This window comes from Desulfotruncus alcoholivorax DSM 16058, from assembly GCF_000430885.1.
Lineage (GTDB): Bacteria > Bacillota > Desulfotomaculia > Desulfotomaculales > Desulfallaceae > Desulfotruncus > Desulfotruncus alcoholivorax.
This window is the reverse complement of record NZ_AUMW01000011.1, coordinates 91803-114325: the sequence shown is the minus strand read 5'-3', so window position 1 is coordinate 114325 and position 22523 is coordinate 91803. Positions and strand designations below refer to the sequence as shown.

Sequence of the window (22523 nt, the reverse complement as noted above, 5' to 3'; positions counted from 1 at the left end):
CCCGTGTTTTATGTTTTATTGTGTATGTATTAATCAAGGGGGTTTATTTCGTTTTGTCTACAAATAAATTTAGGAATATCGCTATCATCGCTCATGTGGACCACGGAAAAACCACTCTGGTGGATTGTTTGCTAAGGCAAAGCGGCATTTTTAGGGAAAACCAGCAGGTCGCGGAACGGGTTATGGATTCTAATGACCTGGAAAGGGAACGCGGCATCACTATTCTGTCCAAAAATACCTCGGTGCGGTTTGGTGATATCAAAATCAATATTGTGGATACTCCGGGACATTCCGATTTTGGCGGCGAGGTTGAGCGGGTCCTTAAAATGGTTGATGGGGTATTGCTGCTGGTGGACGCTTTTGAGGGGGCCATGCCGCAAACCCGTTTTGTGCTGCGCAAGGCCCTGGAACTGCAGCTGAGGCCCATTGTTGTAATCAATAAGATAGACCGGCCGGACGCGAGGGTATCCGAAGTTGTTGAAGAAGTATACGAGCTTTTTTTCGAGCTGGAAGCCAGTGACGAACAGCTTGATTTCCCGGTTATCTACACTTCGGCCAAAGCAGGGACCGCCACCATGGACCCGGACGTGCCGGGAGAAAACATGAAACCTTTGTTTGAGGCTATTATCGAGCATATACCGGCGCCGCCCGGCAGCCCGGACGAACCGCTGCAGCTGTTGATAAACACTACGGAATATGACAATTTTGTGGGGCGCATGGGGTTGGGCCGGATCAACAGGGGGACCATGTCTCCGGGGCAGCAGGTTAATATCATTGCCCATGAAGGAAGTATTCGCCAGGGGCGCATTGGTACTCTTTATACTTATGAAGGGTTGGAAAGGCTGCCGGTTCAGGAAGCTGTTTGCGGGGATATAGTATCTTTTTCAGGCTTGGATGACATTAAGATTGGAGAGACCGTGGCCTGTAAGGATAACCCGGAACAAATAGAGCCAATTACCATTGACGAACCGACATTACAAATGTCTTTTATGGTAAATGACAGCCCGTTTGCCGGCCAGGATGGCAAATTTTTGACGTCACGTCACTTGCGGGCCAGGCTGTTTAAAGAAATGGAAAGGAACGTCAGTTTAAGGGTGGAGGAAACGGAAAGTCCTGACGTGTTCCAGGTTTGCGGGCGCGGGGAGCTGCACCTTTCCATTTTAATTGAAACCATGAGGCGGGAGGGCTTTGAACTTCAGGTATCCAAGCCGGAGGTTATTTACCGCCGTGAAGGCGGCAGGCTGCTGGAGCCCATAGAGCTTCTGATGGTGGATATCCCTGAAGATAAAATGGGTGTGATTATGGAGATTATCGGGGCCAGGAAAGGTGAGATGGCCAATATGATCAATATCGGCCCCAACCAGCTCCGGCTGGAGTTCAGAGTTCCGGCCAGGGGGCTGATCGGTCTCCGCTCGCAGCTTCTAACTGAGACCAGGGGGCATGGCGTAATGAGCCATATTTTCCTGGGCTATGAGCCTTATAAAGGGGAAATCAAAGGCAGGTACAGGGGCGTATTGATCGCTATGGAAACCGGGGAAGCCACCCTGTACGGCTTGCATTCCGTTCAAGACAGAGGCGTGTTGTTTATTTCACCCGGGACTAAAGTTTATGAAGGCATGGTGGTTGGGGAACATACCCGCGAACATGATTTGGAAATCAATGTATGTAAGAAAAAACACCTTACCAACATGCGTTCCAGCACGGCAGAAACAGCTGTCCGCCTGGAAGAACCCCGCCGCTTTAGTCTGGAAGAAGCTTTGGAATACCTTGGCACGGATGAGCTATTGGAAATCACTCCCCAAAACCTTCGGTTAAGGAAGCAGATATTGAATAAACACGACCGGGTTAAGAATCAGAAGTATGCACAATCCGGTTTGAATAACATCTCCCAGACTGAGCTCCAGACTACATTATAGATGGCAAAGGGTTGCTCTTTCCATTGTTGGGTTGGGTAACCCTTTATTTTTACGGACATTAATTGGGGATGAAAAATTAATTAATGGTAAATAATAGTAGGAAAATTTATTTTTTTAAGAGGTAAAGTAATGATATCATTTAACGATTTCGGTCTGACCGAGCCCGTAATCCGGGCACTTAACAATATGGGTTTTGAAGAAGCTACGCCCATACAGGAAAAAGCTATTCCGGTTGGCTTGCAGGGCAGGGACTTAATCGGCCAGGCTCACACAGGGACAGGTAAAACGGCAGCCTTTGGCATACCAATGGTTGAGTTGTTGAGAGTTGATCAAGGGCAGATTCAAGGAGTGGTTTTAACTCCTACCCGGGAACTTGCCGTTCAGGTAGCGGAAGAATTAAATAAAATCGGCCAGTTTAAGGGTATTAGAGCACTGCCGATATACGGGGGACAAGATATCAGCCGCCAGATCAGGGCGCTGAAAAATAGACCCCAGATTATTGTCGGCACCCCGGGCCGTTTTATGGATCACATGAGGAGAAAGACAATTAGAGTTAACCAGGTGAATATGGTAGTATTGGACGAAGCGGATGAAATGCTCAATATGGGCTTCATCGAAGATATTGAAACTATCCTTAAGGACATCCCCAAGGAGAGGCAGACGTTGCTCTTCTCTGCGACCATGCCCGGTCCTGTTCAAACTTTGGCACAGCGGTTTATGATCAACCCGGAGGTAATTAGGATTGAATCCAGGCAAGTTACCGTTCCTATGATTGAGCAAAGCTATATTGAGGTGGAAGAGAAACAAAAATTTGATGTCCTGTGCCGTTTGTTTGACACCCAGTCGCCTGCCCGAAGTATTGTTTTTGGGCGTACCAAGCGCCGGGTCGATGAACTCTTTGAGGCTCTGAACAAGCGCGGTTATTCGGCCGAAGGGATTCACGGAGATATGTCGCAATCCAGGCGGGACCAGGTGATGCGGCAGTTTAAAGACGGCACTATTGAAATACTGGTGGCCACGGACGTTGCCGCCAGAGGCCTGGATATCAGCGGGGTGTCTCACATTTATAATTTTGATATTCCCCAGGATCCGGAAGGTTACGTTCACCGGATCGGTAGAACCGGCCGTGCCGGGCAAACCGGTACCGCCATTACTCTGGTTACTCCCAGAGAAATCAGGCATTTAAGGACAATTGAGAATGCGACCAGGGGTAAAATTGACAGGAAACCTATTCCAACAATTAAAGAAGCCATTGAGGGGCAGCAGCGCCTGGCCGTGGAAAAGCTAATGAATGCTGTTGAAAAAGGGGATATTGAGCATTACAAGGGCTTGGCCGAAGATTTATTGGATGAAACTGATTCTGTTACACTTATTGCAGCAGCGTTAAAAGTTCTCACCAAAGAAATTGATCAAACTCCGGTCAAGTTAACCGAAGAACAGCCCCTAAGGATAAAACAAAGTAAAAATTTTAGCACCGGATATAGAGGTTTTGCAAGGGGCGGCAGTAACAAAAAGGGCTTCCAGCGGGGCGGCAGAATGGGCGGTAAAAGCAGGTTCGGCAAATAAACAATCATAAGTCGGGCTTTTTTCCCGTCGTGGCGATGCTAATTTTGTTTGAGGCTTTTTAACTTTTAAAAGAGGGTTGGCTTAAAAAGCCAACCCTCTTTTAGACAACTATATAGTTATGCTCTCCACGGATAAAAAAGTGGTTAGAGCTGTGTTTTAAACTCGCCGCAATAGAATTATTAAATAGAATTATTAATAAGTTAAGAAATATTTAGGCTGGCAAACGCCCGTTATTAGGATTTGCCGTGTTGGGGGCTGTTTCTTTGGCACGGATCTTTTTAAATTCACGGGTTTCCGAGACAATCACACCGGACAGGGCGAGCAGGGCGATCAAGTTGGGAATGGCCATGGCGCCGTTTAGGGTATCGGCGATGTCCCAGACCAGGCCCAGTTTTAGTGTAGCCCCAACCAGTACGGCTATGCTGAAAAGTACCCGGTAGAAAGTGATTCCCCGCTGTCCCACCAGATAATAAAAACATTTTTCACCGTAATAAGACCAGCCCAGCACTGTTGAGTAGGCGAATAAAACAAGCCCGATGGTGACGATAAGGCTGCCGATGCCAGGAAAAAACGCGTCAAAGGACCGGCTGGTAAGAGCAGCGGCCTGTGTTTTTTCCAATCCGGGGTAAAGACCGGCCATGACCAGGGTTAAACCGGTAATACTGCAGACTACTATAGTATCCAGGAAGGTTCCGGTCATGGATACCAGGGCCTGCCGGCAGGGATGGTCTGTTTTTGCCGCCGCCGCTGCAATGGGGGCGGAGCCAAGGCCGGCTTCATTGGAGAATACGCCGCGGGCTACGCCGTAACGAACAGTTGAACCTATCAATGCACCAAAGCCTGCCTGCAAATTAAAGGCATTGCTGAAAATAATGCCAAAGGCTGCGGGTATTTTACCAAAATTGCTTAAAATAATTATTAGTCCTGCCAGAACATAAAAAACTGCCATGAAAGGAACCAGTACACCTGTTGCCTTGCCGATGGATTTAATGCCGCCCAGGATCACCGCGGCGGTTAATAAGGCAAGAATCAGTCCTGTAATCCATGTGGCGATGCCAAAAGTATCATGAATGGCGCCGGCCACCGAGTTGGCCTGCACCATGTTGCCGATGCCGAAAGCGGCTACTGCTCCAAAAAAGGCAAACAGCCAGGCCAGCCATTTTTGCCCCAGGCCTTTTTCTATGTAATACATAGGTCCGCCGGCCATTTCGCCTTTTTCATCGGTAACACGGTATTTTACTGCCAGAACTCCTTCCCCGTATTTAGTGGCCATGCCGAAAATGGCTGTGACCCACATCCAAAATACGGCGCCCGGTCCGCCGAGCACAACCGCAGTGGCGACCCCGACGATATTACCGGTGCCGATGGTGGCTGCCAGTGCAGTCATCAGGGCTTGAAAGTGGGAAATGTCTCCTTTGGATTTTTTATCCTGCTGGGCTGGTGAAAAAGCCAGTTTTAAGGCATAAGGCAGCGTGGTAAACTGTAAAAAACCAAGCCGCAAGGTAAGAAAGATACCGGTGCCAACCAGCAGGGTCAACATCCACGGTCCCCACACAAACCCGTTAATTGTCCCGATAAAGGTTGAAAATGCTTCCAATTGATACACCACTCTCCCATGATAAAATTTTTTTATTAACATTTGTATGTATTCGACATAAAAATAATATGTCCCTTTTTTAGTTGTATGAGGATATTAATTTTCTTTTGTCTGAAAGGCTTTTAAATGTTATAACCTTATTGCATTAATGTGATATAATTTTCAAGCCTTGGTCAAGTTGGACCGGAGGATTAAAAGGTTGGCAGCAAAGGAAAATATTTCTCTATACGCTCAAATAGAAGTGTGATGGCCTGAATTGCAGGTAATTCCTGCCCTGGCAGCTTTTGACCCGGCATCAGGATTTGATAGAATAATCTTGCAATTTGCACGAGTTAATGCTATTATATAGTTAAGCACCATCCTTACAGGACTCAGGTTGTGTCGATTGGCAAGTGTTTTAAGTTACTTGTTGGTTTACCCATAGTCAGAGGATAGTGTTTCTTGGTAAAAGCAAAGTTAGTCTAAGATTTTATGACCTGAAAAATCACATTTTCTAAGGAGGATTTTAAGCTAACCTTTTCTCGGTAGTTTCACGTTAGCACGTCTTAGGTATGACTGAATCGGTTGTCAAGATTGTTGCGGGAACGTATAGGCTGTAGGGATGGTTGCTTTGGAGAGAAGGCATGGCCTTCTCTCTTTAAATTTTGGCTGAAACACAATGACTTAGTAATGGCTATGTATAGATGCCCAACCGTGGAAACATTTTAAAAAGCTCCCCCAGACAAAAAGACTTGCGGTAACCCGCTAATGCATGTATAATAGAGATTGCGCAGTTGGGAAGTTAAATAGAATTTTGTATGTAGACCACGGAGAGATGGCTGAGTTGGTCGAAGGCGCGCGACTGGAAATCGCGTAGACGGCGTGAACCCGTCTCGAGGGTTCGAATCCCTCTCTCTCCGCCATATGGACTGCTTGGGGACGGGCCTTTGATTGTTGGGTCCGTCTTCGTCCATAAGTAAAAAGTTTTAAATTTGGCCGTGCTAGACGGGGAGGTAGCGGTGCCCTGTACCCGCAATCCGCTGTAGCGGGGTTGAATTCCTGCCCTAGGGTTTGGCTTGTGGGGTCCGGCTCCTGTAAGGGGTGTTGACGGCTGGGTCTTGCGCGACGGAGCCTTCTGAACCGTGTCAGGTCCTGACGGAAGCAGCACTAAGGAAGATACTTCGGGTGCCGCGAGGGAGCCTGGCCCGAGCTACCTGCAGGAGTAGCGCCCGGAAGTCATTATTCGAAGGCAGGTGTACGGCCATTTAAATTTTATCAAAACCGGCCAAAGCCGGTTTATTGCACTTTTGGAAAATATACTGGCTATAAATATTGGGGACATTCCCCTAAGGGGTGTGTCCCCTTTCCGCTTTAGCAAGGGTTAAGCCGCGTTCTAAGGGAACTTATTTAGCGCTTTTCTTGCTTTTTAAAGATATCTTTACCATGGAAGGGAAAATCGGCTGCACTAGCGAATAAAACTTGGTGGCAATAAATTGGTTAAAGGTGTGAATATTTTGAGCTACCTAGCTCTGTACCGCCAGTGGCGTCCTAAACTGTTGAGTGAAATAGTCGGTCAGAAACACGTTACTGAAACTCTGCGTAACGCCATTATTTCCGGGCGGGTCAGCCATGCGTATTTGTTTTGCGGCCCCCGGGGGACGGGTAAAACCAGTACCGCCAAAGTGCTGGCCAGGGCGGTAAACTGTTCCGGCCAGGAGCGGGGTGAACCCTGTAATCAGTGTGAAAACTGCCGGGCAGCTTTATCCGGCGCCACTATGGACATAATTGAAATAGATGCCGCTTCCAACCGGGGAATTGACGAAATTCGCGATTTAAAAGAAAACATTAAATATTTCCCGTCCCTCGGCTGCAGACGGGTATACATAGTGGATGAAGTGCATATGCTCACCAGCGAAGCATTCAACGCTTTGTTGAAAACACTTGAGGAGCCGCCGGCGCATGTGCTTTTTATCTTGGCCACAACGGAACCCCATAAGGTTCCGCTGACTATATTGTCAAGGTGCCAGCGCTTTGATTTCAGGCCCATACCGGACGAAATAATTGCCGGGCGTCTGGAGGAGGTAGCTGTTAAAAGCGGTTTAAAAGTGGACGGCGGCGCAATTAAAGCTATAGTCCGGGCTGCCGGCGGCAGTATGCGGGATGCTTTCAGCGTGCTGGACCAGGCGCTGCTGCTTTCAGGGGATGCAGCTGTTACGGATGATGTTGTGCACGGTATATTGGGTACAGTGCGTGAAGAAGCATTGTGGGCCATGGCCAGGGGTATTGCCGGGAGAGATGTGCCCGCGGTTTTAAACCTGGTTGGACGCATTGTCGCAGAGGGTAAGGATTTACATCTATTAGCCGCGGAACTAACTGAATTCCTGCGGGGGATGCTGGTTTCAATGCTGGTGCCCGGGCAAACGGGGGGTAATGTTTCAGCTGCGCGGGACGAAAATCCTGCGGTTATTTTCAGCCCCGACCGGTTGATTCGCACCATTGACCTGCTGGTGGAGGCGGAGCAAGTAATGCGGCGCAGTTCCCACCCCCGGGTGGTTTTCGAGTTGGCGCTGATCAGGGCCGGCAGGGAAACCGGCGTTGGCTCGCGTGATGAGCTTTGGGCGAGGATTGAGCGGTTGGAACAGGCGGTAATGAGTATGCCCGGCCCAACCCCGGCCCGCAAAAAAAATAAAAGAGCGCAGGACAGCCCGGTTATGGTGGAGATTTCACCTGAGCCGGCCGGTAAGAAACCGGTTTTGGAAGGAAATACTATCAAATATGATCCTATTGCTCCAAAGGATCTAAGCCATCAAGTGGAAGAGACTGCGGCAGTCGAAGAAAAAGTTGCTAAGGCAGCTTTATATGACCTGGAACAAATTCAAAAATGGTGGCCGGATCTGCTGCAAATGGTTAAAAAAAACAGCCTTGCTGCATACAATTATCTTTGCCAGGCTTGGCCGGCTGAAGTTAATGAGCACTGCCTGGTGCTTGGGGTACCGGAAGGAGATGTTTTTTCCAGGCAAATGGTGGAAGAAGCTACTACCAGAGAGTTGCTTGTGCAAACACTATATTCGTTTACCCGCAATAACTGGCAGGTTCGTTGCAATTATTATAAAGCGCCACCGCCGGGCTGGGAAGATCGGGAGAATAAACAATTGGATTGCGCTGGTACCATAAGTTTATTCCAGGCGGAGGAAATAGCTGTTGGCGAAGATATAGAGGATAATAATAAGGAGGTAAAATAACATGGGCGGTAATATGGCTAAAATGATGAAGCAGGTGCAGAAGATGCAGGCGGAGATGGCCAAAATGCAGGAGGAACTGGGCAACCGTACGGTGGAAAGCTCGGCGGGCGGCGGTGTGGTTAAAGCGGTGGCCAACGGCAAATTGGAGCTCCTGGCTGTGGAAATCAAACCCGAGGCCGTTGACCCCGAGGATGTGGAAATGCTGCAGGACCTGATCCTGACAGCGGTTAATGATGCACTGAGAAAGGCCCAGGAAATGATGACTACGGAAATGGGCAAGCTGACGGGTGGACTCAACATTCCAGGCCTGTTTTAAAAAGCGGGAGTGAATAATAAATGCAATATGCCGGAGCAGTATCGCGCTTAATCGGCGAGTTGGCCAGGTTACCCGGGATTGGATCTAAAACCGCGCAACGCCTGGCTTTCTTTCTTTTGAGCGAACCCCCGGAAACTGCCGAAAAACTGGCTTCGGCCATCAGGGAAGCCAGGGAAAGGGTCAGGCGGTGTTCCGTTTGCGGTAATCTGACAGATTTGGATCCCTGTCGAATCTGCACTGATGAGGGCAGGGACAAGGGTATTATTTGCCTGGTCCAGGACCCCAGGGATGTCGCGGCTGTTGAAAAGTACCGCGGTTTCAAGGGGGTTTACCATGTTTTGCATGGCGTACTGTCACCTCTGGCAGGCATCGGACCTGAAAAACTGAATATAAAAAATCTGTTGACCAGGCTTGAAGGCGGAAAGGTCAGGGAAGTTATTGTGGCCACAAACCCGGACGTGGAAGGTGACGCCACCGCCCTTTACCTGGCCAGGCTGATTAAGCCCCTGGGCGTAACGGTAACCAGAATTGCCCACGGCCTGCCGGTTGGCGCGCACCTTGAATATGCCGATGAGATCACTCTGGGAAAAGCTATGGAAGGCCGCAGAGAAATCTAGTAATTAATTCCACCTGCACCCCATATATTGGTAATAAAGTCTTTACTGGAGGTGCAAGCCTTGGAATGGAATTTGCTTATTATAGGAGCAACTGTGTTTGCGGGCGTTTTTTTCCTGGCGGGGCTGTTCAAACCACTGGGCTTATTAATTAAACTGGCTATACCCGCAGTGACCGGAGTGATTCTTTTATCAATCTGCAACTTTATTCTAGGTTTTTTAAACATGCATTTGGCGGTTAATTTTTTTACCATACTTATAGCTGGTATTCTGCAGGTGCCGGGAATAATTATGCTTTTAATAATCAATCAATGGTTTACTTGAATACCGTATGCAGTTGCAAAATTCTGTAAATAATCAGCTTTCTTGACGTTTTTTGGGCTTTTGAAATATACTTAAATAGTATTCTTGGTTTCTACATAAACTATTTCTAATTTATTAAAACTATTAAAATAATTTCTAGAATTTTGCGCGGGGGTGGGAGCTATTGACCCGCGGGTTGTGGAAGCCTATATCGGAGAGTATGCCAGCGGTAAAAGCGAGGTGGCGGTAAACAGGGCGCTGGACCTGGCAACCGGGGGACGCAAGGTTGTCCTGGTTGACCTGGATATTGTGGAACCCTGTTATACTTTACGCCCAATTAAAAAAGAACTTGAGGCCAAGGGTATCACGGTGCTGGCCTGGGAAACCAGGGATACTGTGGGGCTGGGTGAGACGGGTAACGTGCTCCGGGCTGAAAACCGCTGGGCGCTGCGGCGTTCCGGCGATATCATCTTGGATGTGGGTTATGGTGTGGAAGGCGCTAAAACATTGAACCTGCTTGAGGGTTCCGGGGCCGATCCGGATTTAAAGATTTTTGCCGTAATTAATATTGCACGCCCGATGACTTCAACTGTCAATGAAATTGTTCAGTACGTCAGGGATTTGGGCAAGGTGCACGGGTTAATCAATAACAGCCACCTGGGTGACGACACGGATCTGGAAATTGTGCTTGAAGGCGCCAGGGTGGTAGGTGTTGCTGCGGAAAAGTTGGGCCTGCCGGTGGTGGCAACCACGGCGGTGGACGAAATTGCGGCGTTGATTGGGCCTGTAGATAGTGCAGGAAACCCGGTAAGGAAGCTGGTAAGGTATATGCCGCGCACATTATGGTAAGCAATTCCATTAGGGATTAAAGATTTAGGAGGTGCATAAATCAATGCCGGAAAAACCTATTCAGGGAGAAAAAAGGGCGTTTATGACCGGTAACGAGGTAGTAGCCTGGGCAGCCCTGGCGGCGGGAGCCGAAATTATGTACGGTTACCCCATCACTCCCCAAAATGAGATCATGCATTACTGGACCAGAATGGTCCCCAAGTACGACCGCAGGTTTTTACAGACTGAGGACGAGCTATCCGCCGGTTTCACAACCGTGGGCGGCGTTTTGGCAGGCAAAAGGGCCTTTACAGCTACAGCCGGACCCGGGAACACTCTGATGCAAGAGCCTTTAAGCATGGCAGAGGCGATGCGGTTGCCTGTTGTCGTGGTGGTGCAGCAGCGCGGCGGTCCCTCGACAGCTACGGTTATTTATTCACAGCAGGAAGTTACCATGACTACACTGGGAGGTAACGGTGAAGGTTTGCGAGTGGTTTATTCAACCGCCACCCACCAGGAGCTTTTCGATTATACCATCAAAGCTTTCAATACCGCCTGGAAATACCGGTTTCCCACCTTTGTTTTAGGCGACGGCTATCAGGCCAAGATGAGAGAGTCTCTGGTGCTTTATGACCCGCAGACCAGGGGAATTGAAATGGTGCCCACCGAGCCTTATGTTGGCAAGCCGGGACTGCCTGGCACGGACAGGCCTCCCACACATATGAGAAATACTTACAATGTTGAAGAAGAACTGTATGAGGTGCTTGAACAGTATTTGGCCGACTATGCCAAGGCTGCGCCGCAAATAGCCGAATACGACGCTTTCGACACCGAAGATGCGGATTTGGTGATTGTTTCACACGGTGTGGTATCCAGGGCGTGTAAGGCTGCCGTTAAGGAACTCCGGGAGGCAGGTTATAAAGTTGGTTACTTCCGGCCCATTACCCTGCGCCCGCTGCCGGTGGACCAGTTAAGGGAAACAGCCGGCAAATGCAAGCAAATGATGGTGGTGGAATCCGCCAACGGGCAGCTTGACAGGCTGGTCAAAGAGGCTATCTTCGGCTCAACGGTTGAGATGCTGTCCCTGTTCAAGCCGGGAGTGGGGATAACTTCCGAGGAAGTAGTGTCCAGGGTTAAGGAGATAAAAGGTTAGTAAGTTTAGTTTAAGATATAGATATAATTTACGGCTGGTTAATAGAAAAAATATTAGATGATGACATAAAGTTGTTTTCTTGGGTACGGCGTAAAAATATTGCCGAGAGAGATTGAAAGGGGGCTTTAATTAATGTCAGTACAGCCTGCCATGCCAAAATGCTGGCGCATTGAATCCAAACCCCATAAATTCTGTCCGGGTTGCGGACATGGCCTGGTGCTCAAAGCTCTTGGGCAGGCCATAGATGAACTGGGCATTCAGGATAAGATTGTTTTCGGTTGTGATATCGGCTGCTCACTGTTGTCCTGGGACTTCTTCAATTGTGATACCATTCAGACCCACCATGGCCGCACAACTCCGGTTGTCACCGGTATTAAGCGGGCCAATCCGGACGTTATTGCTGTAGCCTATATGGGCGACGGGGGTGGGTATGCCATTGGCTCGCAGCACCTGGTAAATGCCTCTGCCCGTAATGAGCGCATTACGGCCATCCTGGTTAACAACACCCAGTATGGCATGACCGGTGGCCAGATGGCCCCAACTACCATGCCGGGGCAGAAAACCGAAACTTCGCCCTACGGTCGTGATCCTGAAAAAACCGGTTACCCCACCCAGGGTCCGGAAATGGTGGCGGCAATAACCCCGGAGGGGGCTTATGTGGCCAGGGGTACGGTGGCAAATGTTAAACAGTTGAAGGGTTTCATTAAGAAAGCACTGGAAAATCAAATAGCCGGGAACGGGTTTAGCTTTGTTGAAGCATTATCCACCTGCCCCACCAACTGGCGCACCAATGCAGAAGAAACCTGGAATTTTGTTGAAAAGGAAATGACCAAGTATTTCAAGGTAGGGGAGATTAAAGTACCCGGTCCCCGGGAGAAGGAGGGACAATAGTATGGGTAAAATGGTAAAAATCGCTCTGGCCGGTGAAGGCGGCCAGGGGGTTCAGTCCGTGGCCCAAATCATTGCTGAGGCGGCCAATGAGGAAGGGCGCGAGGCCCTTTATATACCAAACTTCGGTGTTGAGCAGCGCGGCGGCGTCTCGGTGGCCTACCTGCAAATAGGTGATGAGCCTATCGGAGCGCCCAAGTTTCAGACGGCGGATATTGTTGTGGCTTTAAGTGACAGGGCTGTCCGGAGAACGAATCAATACGTTGGCCCGGAAACAGTTTTTGTTTACGATAATGGAATTGAAAACATAGAGGAAGATTTGCCCAAAAATGCTAAAAAGGTCTTGGGTATTCCCGCCATTGAGGTTTCCAAGAAAGAGTTGCATCCGCGGGTATTCAACATTATCATTATGGGCGCGGTGATTAAAGCAACTGAAGTGGTGGCTGTGGAAGATGCCAAGGCTGCCATTGAGAAAAAGCTTGGCTATAAATTTGAGAAAAACCCCAAGCTGCGGGAAATGAACTTCCGGGCCATTGAGCGCGGCATGGAACTTGTGGCCAGCGTAATGTAAAGGGGGTATAAATGAATGACTCAAACCTTTAAAGGTCGAACCCTGGAAACAGAAAAGGGATTTTGGACATTATTCCCCGGGCTTTGCAAGGGCTGCGGCCTATGTATTCAAAAGTGTCCTAAAAAATGCATGAGCTGGTCCGATGTGCTGGGTGTATACGGCACTCCTTCGGTTGAGATAAACGATGAGTGCATCGCCTGCGGTATCTGCCAAAATTTTTGTCCGGACTGTGCCATAGCTGTAGAGAAAAAGAAGGAAGAAAAAGAAAAACAATAAAAATTTGTAAAGCTGCGGGAATTACCGCAGCTTTTGGTTTGCACCGGATCATTTAAAAGTGCATATACTAAAACAGGTGATTGATAATGAATTGTATTTTCTGTGGAGAAAAAACAGTCGCTGACGGGCTTTGGGTTTTGGGAAGCCATATCTGTGCACTTTGTGAGTCCAAAATTGTAACCATTGACGCAGGCGACGCCAATTATGATTTTTACAAAAGCGGTCTTAAAAAAATGTGGCGTTGCGCCGGTGCTTGCTCCCCGTCAGCCGAGACCATTCTGGCCAGCCTTGCCCGGCGGTGATATAATTCAATTTCACTTCTAATTCTGTGCAGCGTGGCAACATTAACTCCGGTAACCCTGGAAAGCTCCAGATCATTTAGGCCTTTTTTCCAGGCCCGGATAAGGCGGGGCACATTGGTACGATACTTGCGGCAAAGTTCCTTGGTATCGAAATTTGAACAGGACATGCCCATCAACTCCTTTACTTTATTTTGACCCGTGTTATGATCTTTATAATGTAAATGAATTGCAAAACAGGAGATCACGATTTATGATTAATTAGGAGTCAGGAATCAGGAGTCAGGAGTCAGGAGTCAGGAGTCAGGAGTCAGGAGTCAGGAGTCAGGAGTCAGAATGAGAGAACCGGCGAAAGCATTTGAAGACTGACTGGTATGGCAGAAGGCGCACTTGTTCGTGCTTGCGGTTTATCGTCTATCCGGGGCGTTTTTCGAAGTATGAGCTATACGATTTTTCGTAGCGATTATCGGGACATTTACGATTCTGACTACTGAATTCTGAGTACCTTAAAAAAAACGGGTGAAAACATTGTCTGGTGATCATAGCGAGGTACCCATAGTTATTGCCTTAGAGCATTTTAGCCGCAAAAAACCACTGCGGTTTCATGTGCCGGGCCATGGTGGTGGACGAGCCATTTACTCGGAATTGCGCAAGGCGAATTTGCCTGGCTGGGATGTTACGGAGCTGGACGGCTTGGATGACTTGCACAGCCCTTCCGGGGTGATTGAGCTGGCTCAAAAAAAAGCCGCCGGGCTATACGGGGCCCGGCATACTTTTTTTCTGGTGAACGGTACCACTGTTGGAGTTCAGGCACTAATTGCCGCTACCTGCAGCGGGCCCGGCAGCGCGATAGCGCTGCCGCGCAACGCCCACCGGTCGGTATTGGGCGGCCTGGTGCTCAGCGGGGCCCGGCCGGTTTTTATTGAGCCCCAAATAGTGCCCTGGTTTGAATTCGCTGCTGGTTTTACAGGAACAGCTTTGGAACAGGTTCTGCAATCTGAACCCCGCATTGTTGCTGTGCTGGCTGTTCACCCTTGCTATTACGGGGTGGTTGGAAACCTTGCTGAAATAGTAAAAATCTGTCGCAGCTATAATATTCCCTTACTGGCCGATGAAGCGCACGGGACTCACCTGCGGTTTAGCCCCCATTTACCGCCCGATGCGCTGGAACAGGGCGCTGACGCCACAGTCCAAAGCGTGCATAAAACGGGAGGCGCATTAACCCAGGCTTCCTGGCTGCACCTGGCGCCGGGAGGGCGGGTAGACCGGGGGGAAGTGGCGAGCGCTTTGCGCCTCCTGCAGTCCAGCAGTCCTTCTTATCTGTTAATGGCTTCACTGGATGCCGCCAGGCGGCAGCTGGCCCTATACGGGCGGGCGCGCCTTGATGAAACGCGGGACATAGCTCTGGAAGCTGCATTGAAGATCAAGACTATTCCAGGTTTGACGGTTCTGGGGCCGGAACATCTTAATCTTCCGGGGGCGGTTGATTACGATCCCACCCGGCTGGTAGTCTCGTTTAGGGGGTTGGGTCTGAGCGGATATGAGGCGGGCCGGCTTTTAGCTGATGAATACAATATTTACGTTGAAATGGCTGACGCCTACAACATTGTGGCGGTATTGCCGTTAGGGGTCAACCGGGAGGATGTGGAGGCGCTGGTGCATGCCCTGGCCGGTATCAGCAGCAAAGTACGAGGTACCGTAATTACAGGGGACAGGCCGCCGCCGGCCAGGCCCGGGCTGCCTGCGCAAATTATGACACCGCGTCGGGCCTGGCTTGCCCGCAAACGACAGGTGCGGTTGGAGGCGTCCGCCGGGTTGGTAAGCGCCGAGGTGGTAGCAGTCCAGCCACCCGGAATTGCGATAATTTACCCCGGGGAGGAAATTACTCCTGCGATTATAGAATATTTACTAATTGCCAGGGAATGCGGTTTGCAGATACATGGTGCGGCCGATCCCATGCTGGCTACCATTGAGGTTGTGGATTGCTGACTGCGGGGAGATGAAAGTTTGGTATCCGGTAAGTTTATTGTATTTGAAGGTATAGATGGTGCGGGTAAAACCACCCAGATTGATTTAGTGGCCAAAAACCTTAAAGAGCAGGGCCTGCAGGTTCTCTGCACCCGCGAGCCCGGCGGTACCAGAATCGGGGAAATGCTGCGTAAATTTTTGCTGGATCCCGCCAATGGAGATATAAATCCCCGTACGGAGGCGTTTCTTTACGCCGCTGACCGGTCCCAGCATGTAACCGAAGTGATTTTGCCTGCGCTGGAAGAGGGCAAAATTGTTATTTGCGACCGGTACCTGTATTCAACCATAGCGTACCAGGGTTGGGGCCGCGGCATAGACACCGGTTTTTTGACCAGTTTAAACGGGTTGGCCAGCGATGGGCTGGTTCCGGACAGGGTAATCCTTTTGGATATTGATGTGGATACAGGATTGCAAAGGGCCCTGGGTGAGCGTTTGCCTGACCGTCTGGAAATTGAAAAAAATGCGTTTTTTCAGCGGGTGCGCCAGGGTTATCTTGAACAGGCCAAACTCCACCCTGAAATATTTCGAGTGATCCAGGCCGGTGCAGATAAAATGGAAGTTAACCGCAGGGTGCTGGCAGCCCTTGACTGGAGGTAGGAAAATGCTGTTCTTGCATGATCTTGCGGGACATGAAAGAATAAAGGAAAGCTTGTTTAAAGCCCGGCAGTTGGAACGTATATCCCATGCTTACCTGTTCAGCGGGCCGCCCGGTGTAGGTAAAAAAACTGCAGGACTGGCCTTTGCCAGGGCGCTTTTATGTAAAAAAGGCGATACCGATGCCTGCGGCTTTTGTGACGATTGCTTGTGGTTTGAACGCGGGGTGCACCCGGATTTAAAAATCATCAGGCCCCAGGGATCTTTCATAAAAATAGCACAATTAAGGGAACTTCAAGACAGCGCTGCCCTTACTTCCTTTAGAGGGGGCAGACAGGTTTATTTAATAGAGCAGGCTGAAAAAATGACCAACGCGGCGGCAAATTGCTTATTAAAAATACTGGAGGATCCACCGGCGGAGGTGGTATTTATCCTCGTTGCGGATGACGGCACTTTAATGCTATCAACTGTAATGTCTCGCTGCCAGCATTACCGGTTCAACCCGCTCGGCGAAGAGGAAGTTCTTAAAGTAATAGGCGCGAATTTAGGTGGCAATATTGAAAAAGCCCGGGTGGCGGCAAAAATGTCCATGGGCTGCCCCGGCCGTGCTTTGTCGATGTTAAATGGATTGGATCAAAGGGAAAAAATGCTGAATTTGCTGCTGTGCCTGACCAGGCAGCGACGTTATATGCCAGTTGACGGGTTGGACGGGCGGGAAGAACTGGATAGGTTTATCAATTGCGCCAAATTGTTTTTTAGAGACGCTTTAGTGTGGAAAATTTCCGGTTCTAAGGAATTATTAATAAATGTTGATTATCAAGAAGCTATAGCCGAATTGGCCGGCACTTATGAGGAAGAGGAACTGTTGGACATACTGTTAACACTGGAAGGATCTGCGCGCAGGCTGGCGGGAAACGCTAACCGGCGCCTATTGTTTGACTCCTTGGTGCTTCAAATAGCAGGGAGCGAAAGGGAGGTATAATATTGTCGTATCTGGTCGTCGGAGTGCGTTTTAAAAAGGCCGGGAAAGTATATTACTTTGATCCCAATGGATTAAATTTAGCAATAGATGACGGGGTGATCGTAGAAACATCCCGTGGTATTGAGTATGGCACTGTGGTAATCGGCCCCAGGGAGGTACCGGAGGAAGAAGTGGTGGGTTCCCTGAAACAGGTGCTCCGCCGGGCCAATGACGAAGATTATGCGCAGCTGCAGGCTAACCTGGAAAAAGAAAAAAAAGCCTTTGATATTTGCCTGGGAAAAATAGCAACCCACGGTTTGCCCATGAAACTTGTTGATGTTGAACAAACCTTTGACGGGAATAAGATTATCTTTTATTTTACGGCGGATGGCCGCATTGATTTTAGAGAGCTGGTTAAAGACCTGGCTTCAGTTTTTAGAACACGCATCGAACTGCGCCAGATTGGCGTAAGGGACGAAGCTAAAATGATGGGCGGACTGGGCTGCTGCGGAAGGGAACTTTGCTGTGCCATGTGGCTGTCGGATTTTGCTTCAGTGTCCATCCGAATGGCCAAGGATCAAAATCTGTCATTGAATCCCACTAAAATTTCGGGTATTTGCGGGCGGCTGATGTGCTGCCTAAAATTTGAAAACGATGCGTATGAACAGGCCAAGGAGATATTTCCGGAATTGGGTAGGAGGGTTACAACTCCTGATGGTGACGGAAGGGTGACCGGTGTAAATATTTTTAAGCAAACCGTGAGTGTTGAACTGCGTGAAAGTAAGTTAGTCAAGGAATATCTCCTGAATATCGTTAAAGAAACTGAACCCGTGGCAGGTGATCAAATTGAAGCCACTAACCCTAAAAATGAAAGCGCTGGAGATCAAAGCGCAGGATCTGTTGAACGAAATCAAAGGCATGAAAAGCCTGGTCGAAACGCTGGAAACAGAAAATGAAAAACTAAGGAGGCAACTGGCGCTTTTACATGGTGTAATTGAGTCTGAAGATGCAGGCGGCGCCGGTGCTGCCAGACAGGGCGATGAGAAGGTTACGGGCAGGCAAAACCTGCTTAATTTATACGATGCCGGCTTTCATATCTGCAACCTCCACTTTGGGCAGTCCAGGCTTGAAGGCTGTCTGTTTTGTGCTGCCTTTCTACGCAAGGATCAGGAGTGATGCTTTTTGACGACACCGGAAAGCGGTGTGTTATATCTTTGTGCAACGCCTATAGGTAACTTGGAGGATATTACTTTAAGAGTGCTAAGGGTGTTGAAGGAAGTGGATTTAATTGCGGCTGAAGACACGCGCCGCACCCGCAAGCTGCTGAACCATTATGATATACGGGCTGAATTAACCAGCTACCATGATCACAACCGCCGCAGCAAGGGCGAAAACTTGCTGGAACAGCTGGCAGCCGGGCGGAACGTGGCTCTGGTAAGCGACGCCGGTATGCCTGGAATATCCGACCCCGGTGAAGAATTGGTGCTGGAAGCGTTAAGCAGAGGTATTCCTGTCGTTCCTTTACCCGGTCCCAGCGCACTAATTACGGCACTGGTTGTATCCGGCCTGTCAGCAGAACGATTTGTTTTTGAAGGCTTTTTACCCAGAAAAAACAAGGACCGGACTGAACGCTTAACCGAACTGGCCACAGAGGTTCGAACCATAATTTTCTATGAGGCCCCGCACCGGTTGCTAAAAACGCTGGAGGAACTGCTGGCTCACCTGGGAGATCGCCCGGCTTGTGCGGCCAGGGAGTTGACCAAACGGTATGAAGAGGTCAGGCGGGGTACCATTGGCCAGTTGTTGGAACATTTTAGCTCACAAGCACCTAAGGGCGAATTCGTATTGGTGATAGGAGGTTATTCCGGGTCAAGGAAAACGGTAAAAGAAGGGCAGGAGTACCGTTCCTTGACACCGGACGAACAGGTGCGGGTTTTAACAGGTGAGGGTATGCTTCCCAACGAGGCAATTAAAAAAGTTGCCCGCCAGATGGGTGTTCCCAGGCGGGAATTATACCGTCTTTTAAAAACAAATAAAAACCGATCAAGGAACTAGCCAAAGCTAGATGGCTTTTACATTTTCAAACATGGCCACGGCGCAACTTCTGCAAACCAGCTTGCCGCGATAATGCTGCACATCGGCAGCGTTGCCGCAGAATACGCAAGCCGGCTCGTATTTTTTAAGAATAATTTTTTCATTGTCAACATAGATTTCAAGCGCGTCTTTTTCATCAATGCCCAGGGTGCGGCGTAGTTCAATAGGAATCACTACGCGGCCAAGCTCGTCCACTTTTCTTACAATACCAGTTGATTTCATGATTATCCCTCCCAAAATAATACATTACATTTTTCGACATAAACTGATTTTAATACACAAGTAAATGGTACCAATGATGTAATTAAAAGTCAACGTTTTTTTGAGAAATTCTGGTTAATTATGCATAAAAGTTTAAGTTTCAGGGAAAACTTGACAAGATATAGGTTTTAATTTAAAATTTTTTTGTCAAAGGCGATGAAGAAGAAGAGTAGATCCGGAGGATCCGTTCAGAGAGCGGGGCAAGGTGAGAACCCGCCGGCAGCACGGATTGAATATGGCTTCTGAGCCGTCGGTTGAACAAACGCCATTGCCGTTTAATTAGGCCGTACCGGGTTAAGCACCGTTACCAGGCTTGGGATATCGGGAATTTACGTTCCCCGTGTCTTGCAAAGGCTTTATCCTGGATTAGGATAGGGCAAAATAAGGGTGGTACCGCGGATCATCCCGCCCCTGGGTTTCCAGGGGCTTTTTTAATTTAACTTGTAGACATCCATGTTGCTAACGCGGCACCAGCAGAGGATAAAAATATAGTTGGTCTGTCATTGCGAGGAGCGAAGCGACGTGGCAATCTCGCTACGCCCGCAATGACAGTAAGGGAAATTTACGCAGCGCGCGGCGGGGACCACCGGCCCTCAAAACACAATTTTTCAGGACAGGAAGGAGTTTATCATGGCTGACAAGAAGACTTTTTACATTACAACACCTATTTATTACCCCAGCGACAATTTGCACATTGGCCACGCCTACACTACAGTGGCCGCTGATGCTATGGCCAGGTATAAAAGGCTTACCGGCTATGATGTCTGGTTTTTGACCGGTTCCGATGAACATGGCCAAAAAATAGAGCGTTCAGCCCGGGAAAGAGGACAAACGCCCCTGGAATATGTCGACAAAATAGTAGCCGGCTTCCAATATTTGTGGCAAAAATTAGACGTCAGTAACAATGATTTCATCAGGACCACCGAGGAAAGACATAAGCGTGTGGTGCAAAAGATTTTTCAAAAGCTATATGACCAGGGTGATATCTACAAGTCCGGTTATGAAGGTTGGTATTGCACCCCTTGTGAAACCTTTTGGACGGAAGGCCGGCTTGAAGAAGGCAATTGCCCGGACTGCGGGCGGCCGGTGGAACTGCTGAGGGAAGAGAGCTATTTCTTTAAAATGTCAAAGTATGCAGACAGGATGCTCAAACACATCGAAGACAACCCGGAGTTTATCCAGCCGGTTTCCCGGCGCAACGAAATGATCAGTTTTATTAAAAGCGGGCTGGAAGATTTATGCGTTTCGAGAACTACTTTTGATTGGGGCATTCCGGTGCCCTTCGACCCAAAACATGTTATCTACGTCTGGGTTGACGCTTTGACCAATTATATCTCCGCACTGGGTTACGGGGAAGAAAATGATGAACTGTATCAAAAGTACTGGCCTGCGGATATTCACCTTGTGGGTAAGGATATTGTACGCTTTCACACCGTTATCTGGCCGATAATTCTTATGGCTGTAGGCTTGCCGCTGCCCAAGCAGGTTGTGGGGCATGGCTGGCTGTTATTGGAGAGCGGTAAAATGAGCAAATCCAAGGGTAATGTGGTGGACCCCCTGGTGCTTATTGACAAATATGGCGTGGATGCCATCAGGTATTATTTGCTAAGGGAATTGCCTTTTGGCGCTGACGGCTATTACTCGGAGGAGGCCCTGGTGCACAGAATCAACCAGGACCTGGCCAATGATTTCGGCAACCTGTTCAACCGTACCTGTGCCATGGCGAACAAGTATTTTAAAGGACGACTGGAGGCGCCAGGTGCACCGGAGGGCCCTGACACCGAGCTTATAGGACTGGCGGAAAAGACCCCTGTGGCCGTGGAAGAATGCATGGACCGCAGGGAGATTTCCAACGCACTGGCGGCAATACTGCGACTGGCAGGCAGGGCCAACAAGTACCTTGAAGAAACGGCCCCTTGGGCGCTGGCCAAAGACCCCGAAAAACAAGGCCGGTTGAATACCGTTCTATACAATGTGGCTGAAGTGCTGCGTATAACTACGGTGATGATTACGCCGTTTATGCCGGGATTGCCGGTCCGGGCTTGGCCGCTGCTGGGGATAGAAGATCGCCCTGACCTGCAGGGCTGGGATTCCCTGCAATGGGGCAAATTGCCTCCGGGCACGGTCCTGAAGCGCGGCGAGCCCTTATTCCCGCGTATTGATCCTGCGACCTTGGAGGCTGAATAAATGTCATTGGAGCTGTTCGATACCCATACGCACTTGTACGACGAACAGTTTGCAGGCGATTTGGAAGACGTGTTTGACCGGATGGCTGATGCCGGTGTTACCCGCGCATTATGTATAGCTTTTGATATTAATTCATCGGAAAAATCTGTAGCTATGGTGAAAAACCGGCCGGGTTTACGGGCCTCTGTGGGTATTCACCCCCACGATGCGGAGGACGTTCCCGCGGACTACCTGGCCAGGCTGGCTGAATTGGCCCGCCGGCCGGAAGTGGTTGCTCTGGGGGAAATGGGCCTGGATTACTACCGCGACCTATCCCCGAGACCAATACAGCAAAAGGTGTTTCGGGAACAGCTGGCCCTGGTTCGGGAATTAAATATGCCGGTAATTATTCATGTGCGGGACGCTTTTGGCGATTTGCTGGACATACTGCGTAAAGACGGCATAAGTAAGGCGGGCGGGGTGATGCACTGTTTCAGCGGCAGCTGGGAGATGGCCAGGGAATGTATGCAAATGGGCTTTTATATTTCACTGGCCGGGCCGGTTACTTTTAAAAACGTCGTTAAATTAAAAGAAATTGCCGTCCGGGTGCCGCTGGATCGCCTGCTGATTGAAACCGACTGTCCTTACCTGGCGCCCGAGCCCCGCCGGGGCCGCCGCAATGAGCCGGCTTTTGTCCGCTATGTTGCCGAGCATATTGCAGAACTGCGCGGGGTAAGCCTGGAAGAGATAGCCCAAAATACCACTTCCAACGCCATTAAACTGTTTAAAATAGAACCACAATTTTCAGGGTAGGCCACAATGCCGGGCATCAGATGGGGATGAAAATATAGTTTGTCATTGCGAGGAGCGA

Annotated in this window: 23 protein-coding genes, 1 tRNA gene, 1 other RNA gene and 1 other annotated feature; of the genes, 22 read left to right on the top strand and 3 right to left on the bottom strand. The window is 49.4% G+C overall.

From position 1 onward, the window contains the following. Nucleotides 1-53 precede the first annotated feature (53 nt). Nucleotides 54-1916 carry a translational GTPase TypA gene (gene typA / locus H569_RS0106465; protein WP_027364332.1) on the top strand — a complete coding sequence of 621 codons (1863 nt, stop codon included), beginning with the start codon at nt 54-56 and terminating at the stop codon, nt 1914-1916. 129 nt (nt 1917-2045) lie between these two features. Continuing rightward, nucleotides 2046-3482, top strand: coding sequence for a DEAD/DEAH box helicase (locus H569_RS19455; RefSeq protein ID WP_034629751.1), 1437 nt, complete (start codon nt 2046-2048; stop codon nt 3480-3482). A 211-nt stretch (nt 3483-3693) separates the two neighbouring features. Here the strand turns inward: H569_RS19455 and H569_RS19450 are convergent, their stop codons facing one another. Then, nucleotides 3694-5079, bottom strand: a complete 1386-nt coding sequence (locus H569_RS19450) for an alanine/glycine:cation symporter family protein (RefSeq protein ID WP_034629748.1) — start codon at nt 5077-5079, stop codon at nt 3694-3696. A gap of 808 nt (nt 5080-5887) precedes the next feature. On the opposite strand from H569_RS19450, the gene H569_RS0106450 reads away from it, so the two are divergent. The 12 genes from H569_RS0106450 to H569_RS21670 all read left to right on the top strand — a co-directional run bounded on the left by H569_RS0106450 (nt 5888) and on the right by H569_RS21670 (nt 13551). Continuing rightward, nucleotides 5888-5981, top strand: a tRNA-Ser gene (locus tag H569_RS0106450). Nucleotides 5982-6054: 73 nt separating this feature from the next. Then, nucleotides 6055-6319, top strand: an RNA gene (gene ffs / locus H569_RS21675) — signal recognition particle sRNA large type. A 253-nt stretch (nt 6320-6572) separates the two neighbouring features. Then, a complete protein-coding gene (gene dnaX, locus H569_RS19445) occupies nt 6573-8300 on the top strand; it encodes a DNA polymerase III subunit gamma/tau (RefSeq protein ID WP_157833475.1) in 1728 nt (575 codons plus the stop codon). Nucleotide 8301: 1 nt separating this feature from the next. Then, entirely contained in the window at nt 8302-8616 is a 315-nt protein-coding gene (locus H569_RS0106435; protein ID WP_027364331.1) for a YbaB/EbfC family nucleoid-associated protein, read from the top strand. A 20-nt stretch (nt 8617-8636) separates the two neighbouring features. After that, on the top strand, nt 8637-9233 hold the full coding sequence (gene recR, locus H569_RS0106430; RefSeq protein ID WP_027364330.1) for a recombination mediator RecR: 597 nt from the start codon (nt 8637-8639) through the stop codon (nt 9231-9233). 60 nt (nt 9234-9293) lie between these two features. Beyond that, entirely contained in the window at nt 9294-9554 is a 261-nt protein-coding gene (locus H569_RS0106425; RefSeq protein WP_051273369.1) for a pro-sigmaK processing inhibitor BofA family protein, read from the top strand. 153 nt (nt 9555-9707) lie between these two features. Further along, the gene (locus H569_RS0106420) at nt 9708-10382 is read left to right on the top strand and encodes an ATP synthase (protein ID WP_027364328.1); all 675 of its coding nucleotides are present in this window, start codon (nt 9708-9710) and stop codon (nt 10380-10382) included. Nucleotides 10383-10425: 43 nt separating this feature from the next. Continuing rightward, nucleotides 10426-11514, top strand: coding sequence for a transketolase C-terminal domain-containing protein (locus tag H569_RS0106415; RefSeq protein ID WP_027364327.1), 1089 nt, complete (start codon nt 10426-10428; stop codon nt 11512-11514). 132 nt (nt 11515-11646) lie between these two features. Next, a complete protein-coding gene (locus tag H569_RS0106410; RefSeq protein WP_027364326.1) occupies nt 11647-12405 on the top strand; it encodes a thiamine pyrophosphate-dependent enzyme in 759 nt (252 codons plus the stop codon). A 1-nt stretch (nt 12406) separates the two neighbouring features. After that, nucleotides 12407-12973 carry a 2-oxoacid:acceptor oxidoreductase family protein gene (locus tag H569_RS0106405; RefSeq protein WP_027364325.1) on the top strand — a complete coding sequence of 189 codons (567 nt, stop codon included), beginning with the start codon at nt 12407-12409 and terminating at the stop codon, nt 12971-12973. A 15-nt stretch (nt 12974-12988) separates the two neighbouring features. Continuing rightward, complete coding sequence (locus tag H569_RS0106400) at nt 12989-13249, top strand: 4Fe-4S dicluster domain-containing protein (protein ID WP_027364324.1); 261 nt, start codon at nt 12989-12991, stop codon at nt 13247-13249. Nucleotides 13250-13335: 86 nt separating this feature from the next. After that, the gene (locus H569_RS21670) at nt 13336-13551 is read left to right on the top strand and encodes a sigma factor G inhibitor Gin (RefSeq protein ID WP_081410895.1); all 216 of its coding nucleotides are present in this window, start codon (nt 13336-13338) and stop codon (nt 13549-13551) included. Here the strand turns inward: H569_RS21670 and H569_RS0106395 are convergent. Then, on the bottom strand, nt 13461-13718 hold the full coding sequence (locus H569_RS0106395; protein WP_051273366.1) for a hypothetical protein: 258 nt from the start codon (nt 13716-13718) through the stop codon (nt 13461-13463). The two genes, H569_RS21670 and H569_RS0106395, sit on opposite strands and share 91 nt — an antisense overlap. 358 nt (nt 13719-14076) lie before the next feature. Here H569_RS0106395 and H569_RS0106390 point away from each other — a divergent pair, with 358 nt between their 5' ends. The 6 genes from H569_RS0106390 to rsmI are packed head-to-tail and all read left to right on the top strand — an operon-like array spanning nt 14077 to nt 19186. Beyond that, nucleotides 14077-15537: an aminotransferase class I/II-fold pyridoxal phosphate-dependent enzyme gene (locus H569_RS0106390; RefSeq protein ID WP_034629746.1), complete on the top strand. Its 1461-nt coding sequence runs from the start codon at nt 14077-14079 to the stop codon at nt 15535-15537. A gap of 18 nt (nt 15538-15555) precedes the next feature. Further along, nucleotides 15556-16173 (top strand): dTMP kinase, encoded by a 618-nt coding sequence (tmk, locus tag H569_RS0106385; protein WP_027364321.1) that lies wholly within the window; start codon nt 15556-15558, stop codon nt 16171-16173. A gap of 4 nt (nt 16174-16177) precedes the next feature. Further along, complete coding sequence (holB, locus tag H569_RS0106380; RefSeq protein WP_027364320.1) at nt 16178-17152, top strand: DNA polymerase III subunit delta'; 975 nt, start codon at nt 16178-16180, stop codon at nt 17150-17152. 2 nt (nt 17153-17154) lie between these two features. Then, a complete protein-coding gene (locus H569_RS0106375) occupies nt 17155-18087 on the top strand; it encodes a PSP1 domain-containing protein (protein WP_027364319.1) in 933 nt (310 codons plus the stop codon). Then, nucleotides 18032-18307 carry an initiation control protein YabA gene (locus H569_RS0106370; protein WP_269464935.1) on the top strand — a complete coding sequence of 92 codons (276 nt, stop codon included), beginning with the start codon at nt 18032-18034 and terminating at the stop codon, nt 18305-18307. The genes H569_RS0106375 and H569_RS0106370 overlap by 56 nt, the downstream gene beginning before the upstream one ends. 6 nt (nt 18308-18313) lie before the next feature. Beyond that, nucleotides 18314-19186, top strand: a complete 873-nt coding sequence (gene rsmI / locus H569_RS0106365; RefSeq protein ID WP_027364317.1) for a 16S rRNA (cytidine(1402)-2'-O)-methyltransferase — start codon at nt 18314-18316, stop codon at nt 19184-19186. A 6-nt stretch (nt 19187-19192) separates the two neighbouring features. On the opposite strand, the gene H569_RS0106360 is transcribed toward rsmI, so the two are convergent. Beyond that, on the bottom strand, nt 19193-19447 hold the full coding sequence (locus H569_RS0106360) for an AbrB/MazE/SpoVT family DNA-binding domain-containing protein (RefSeq protein WP_027364316.1): 255 nt from the start codon (nt 19445-19447) through the stop codon (nt 19193-19195). A gap of 186 nt (nt 19448-19633) precedes the next feature. Continuing rightward, nucleotides 19634-19902 (top strand) — a binding site (T-box leader). A gap of 187 nt (nt 19903-20089) precedes the next feature. On the opposite strand from H569_RS0106360, the gene metG reads away from it, so the two are divergent. Together metG and H569_RS0106350 are read left to right on the top strand one after the other, a co-directional pair. Next, nucleotides 20090-21673 carry a methionine--tRNA ligase gene (gene metG / locus H569_RS0106355; protein WP_257720096.1) on the top strand — a complete coding sequence of 528 codons (1584 nt, stop codon included), beginning with the start codon at nt 20090-20092 and terminating at the stop codon, nt 21671-21673. Continuing rightward, entirely contained in the window at nt 21674-22465 is a 792-nt protein-coding gene (locus H569_RS0106350; protein ID WP_034629742.1) for a TatD family hydrolase, read from the top strand. It begins immediately after the preceding gene. Nucleotides 22466-22523 lie beyond the last annotated feature (58 nt).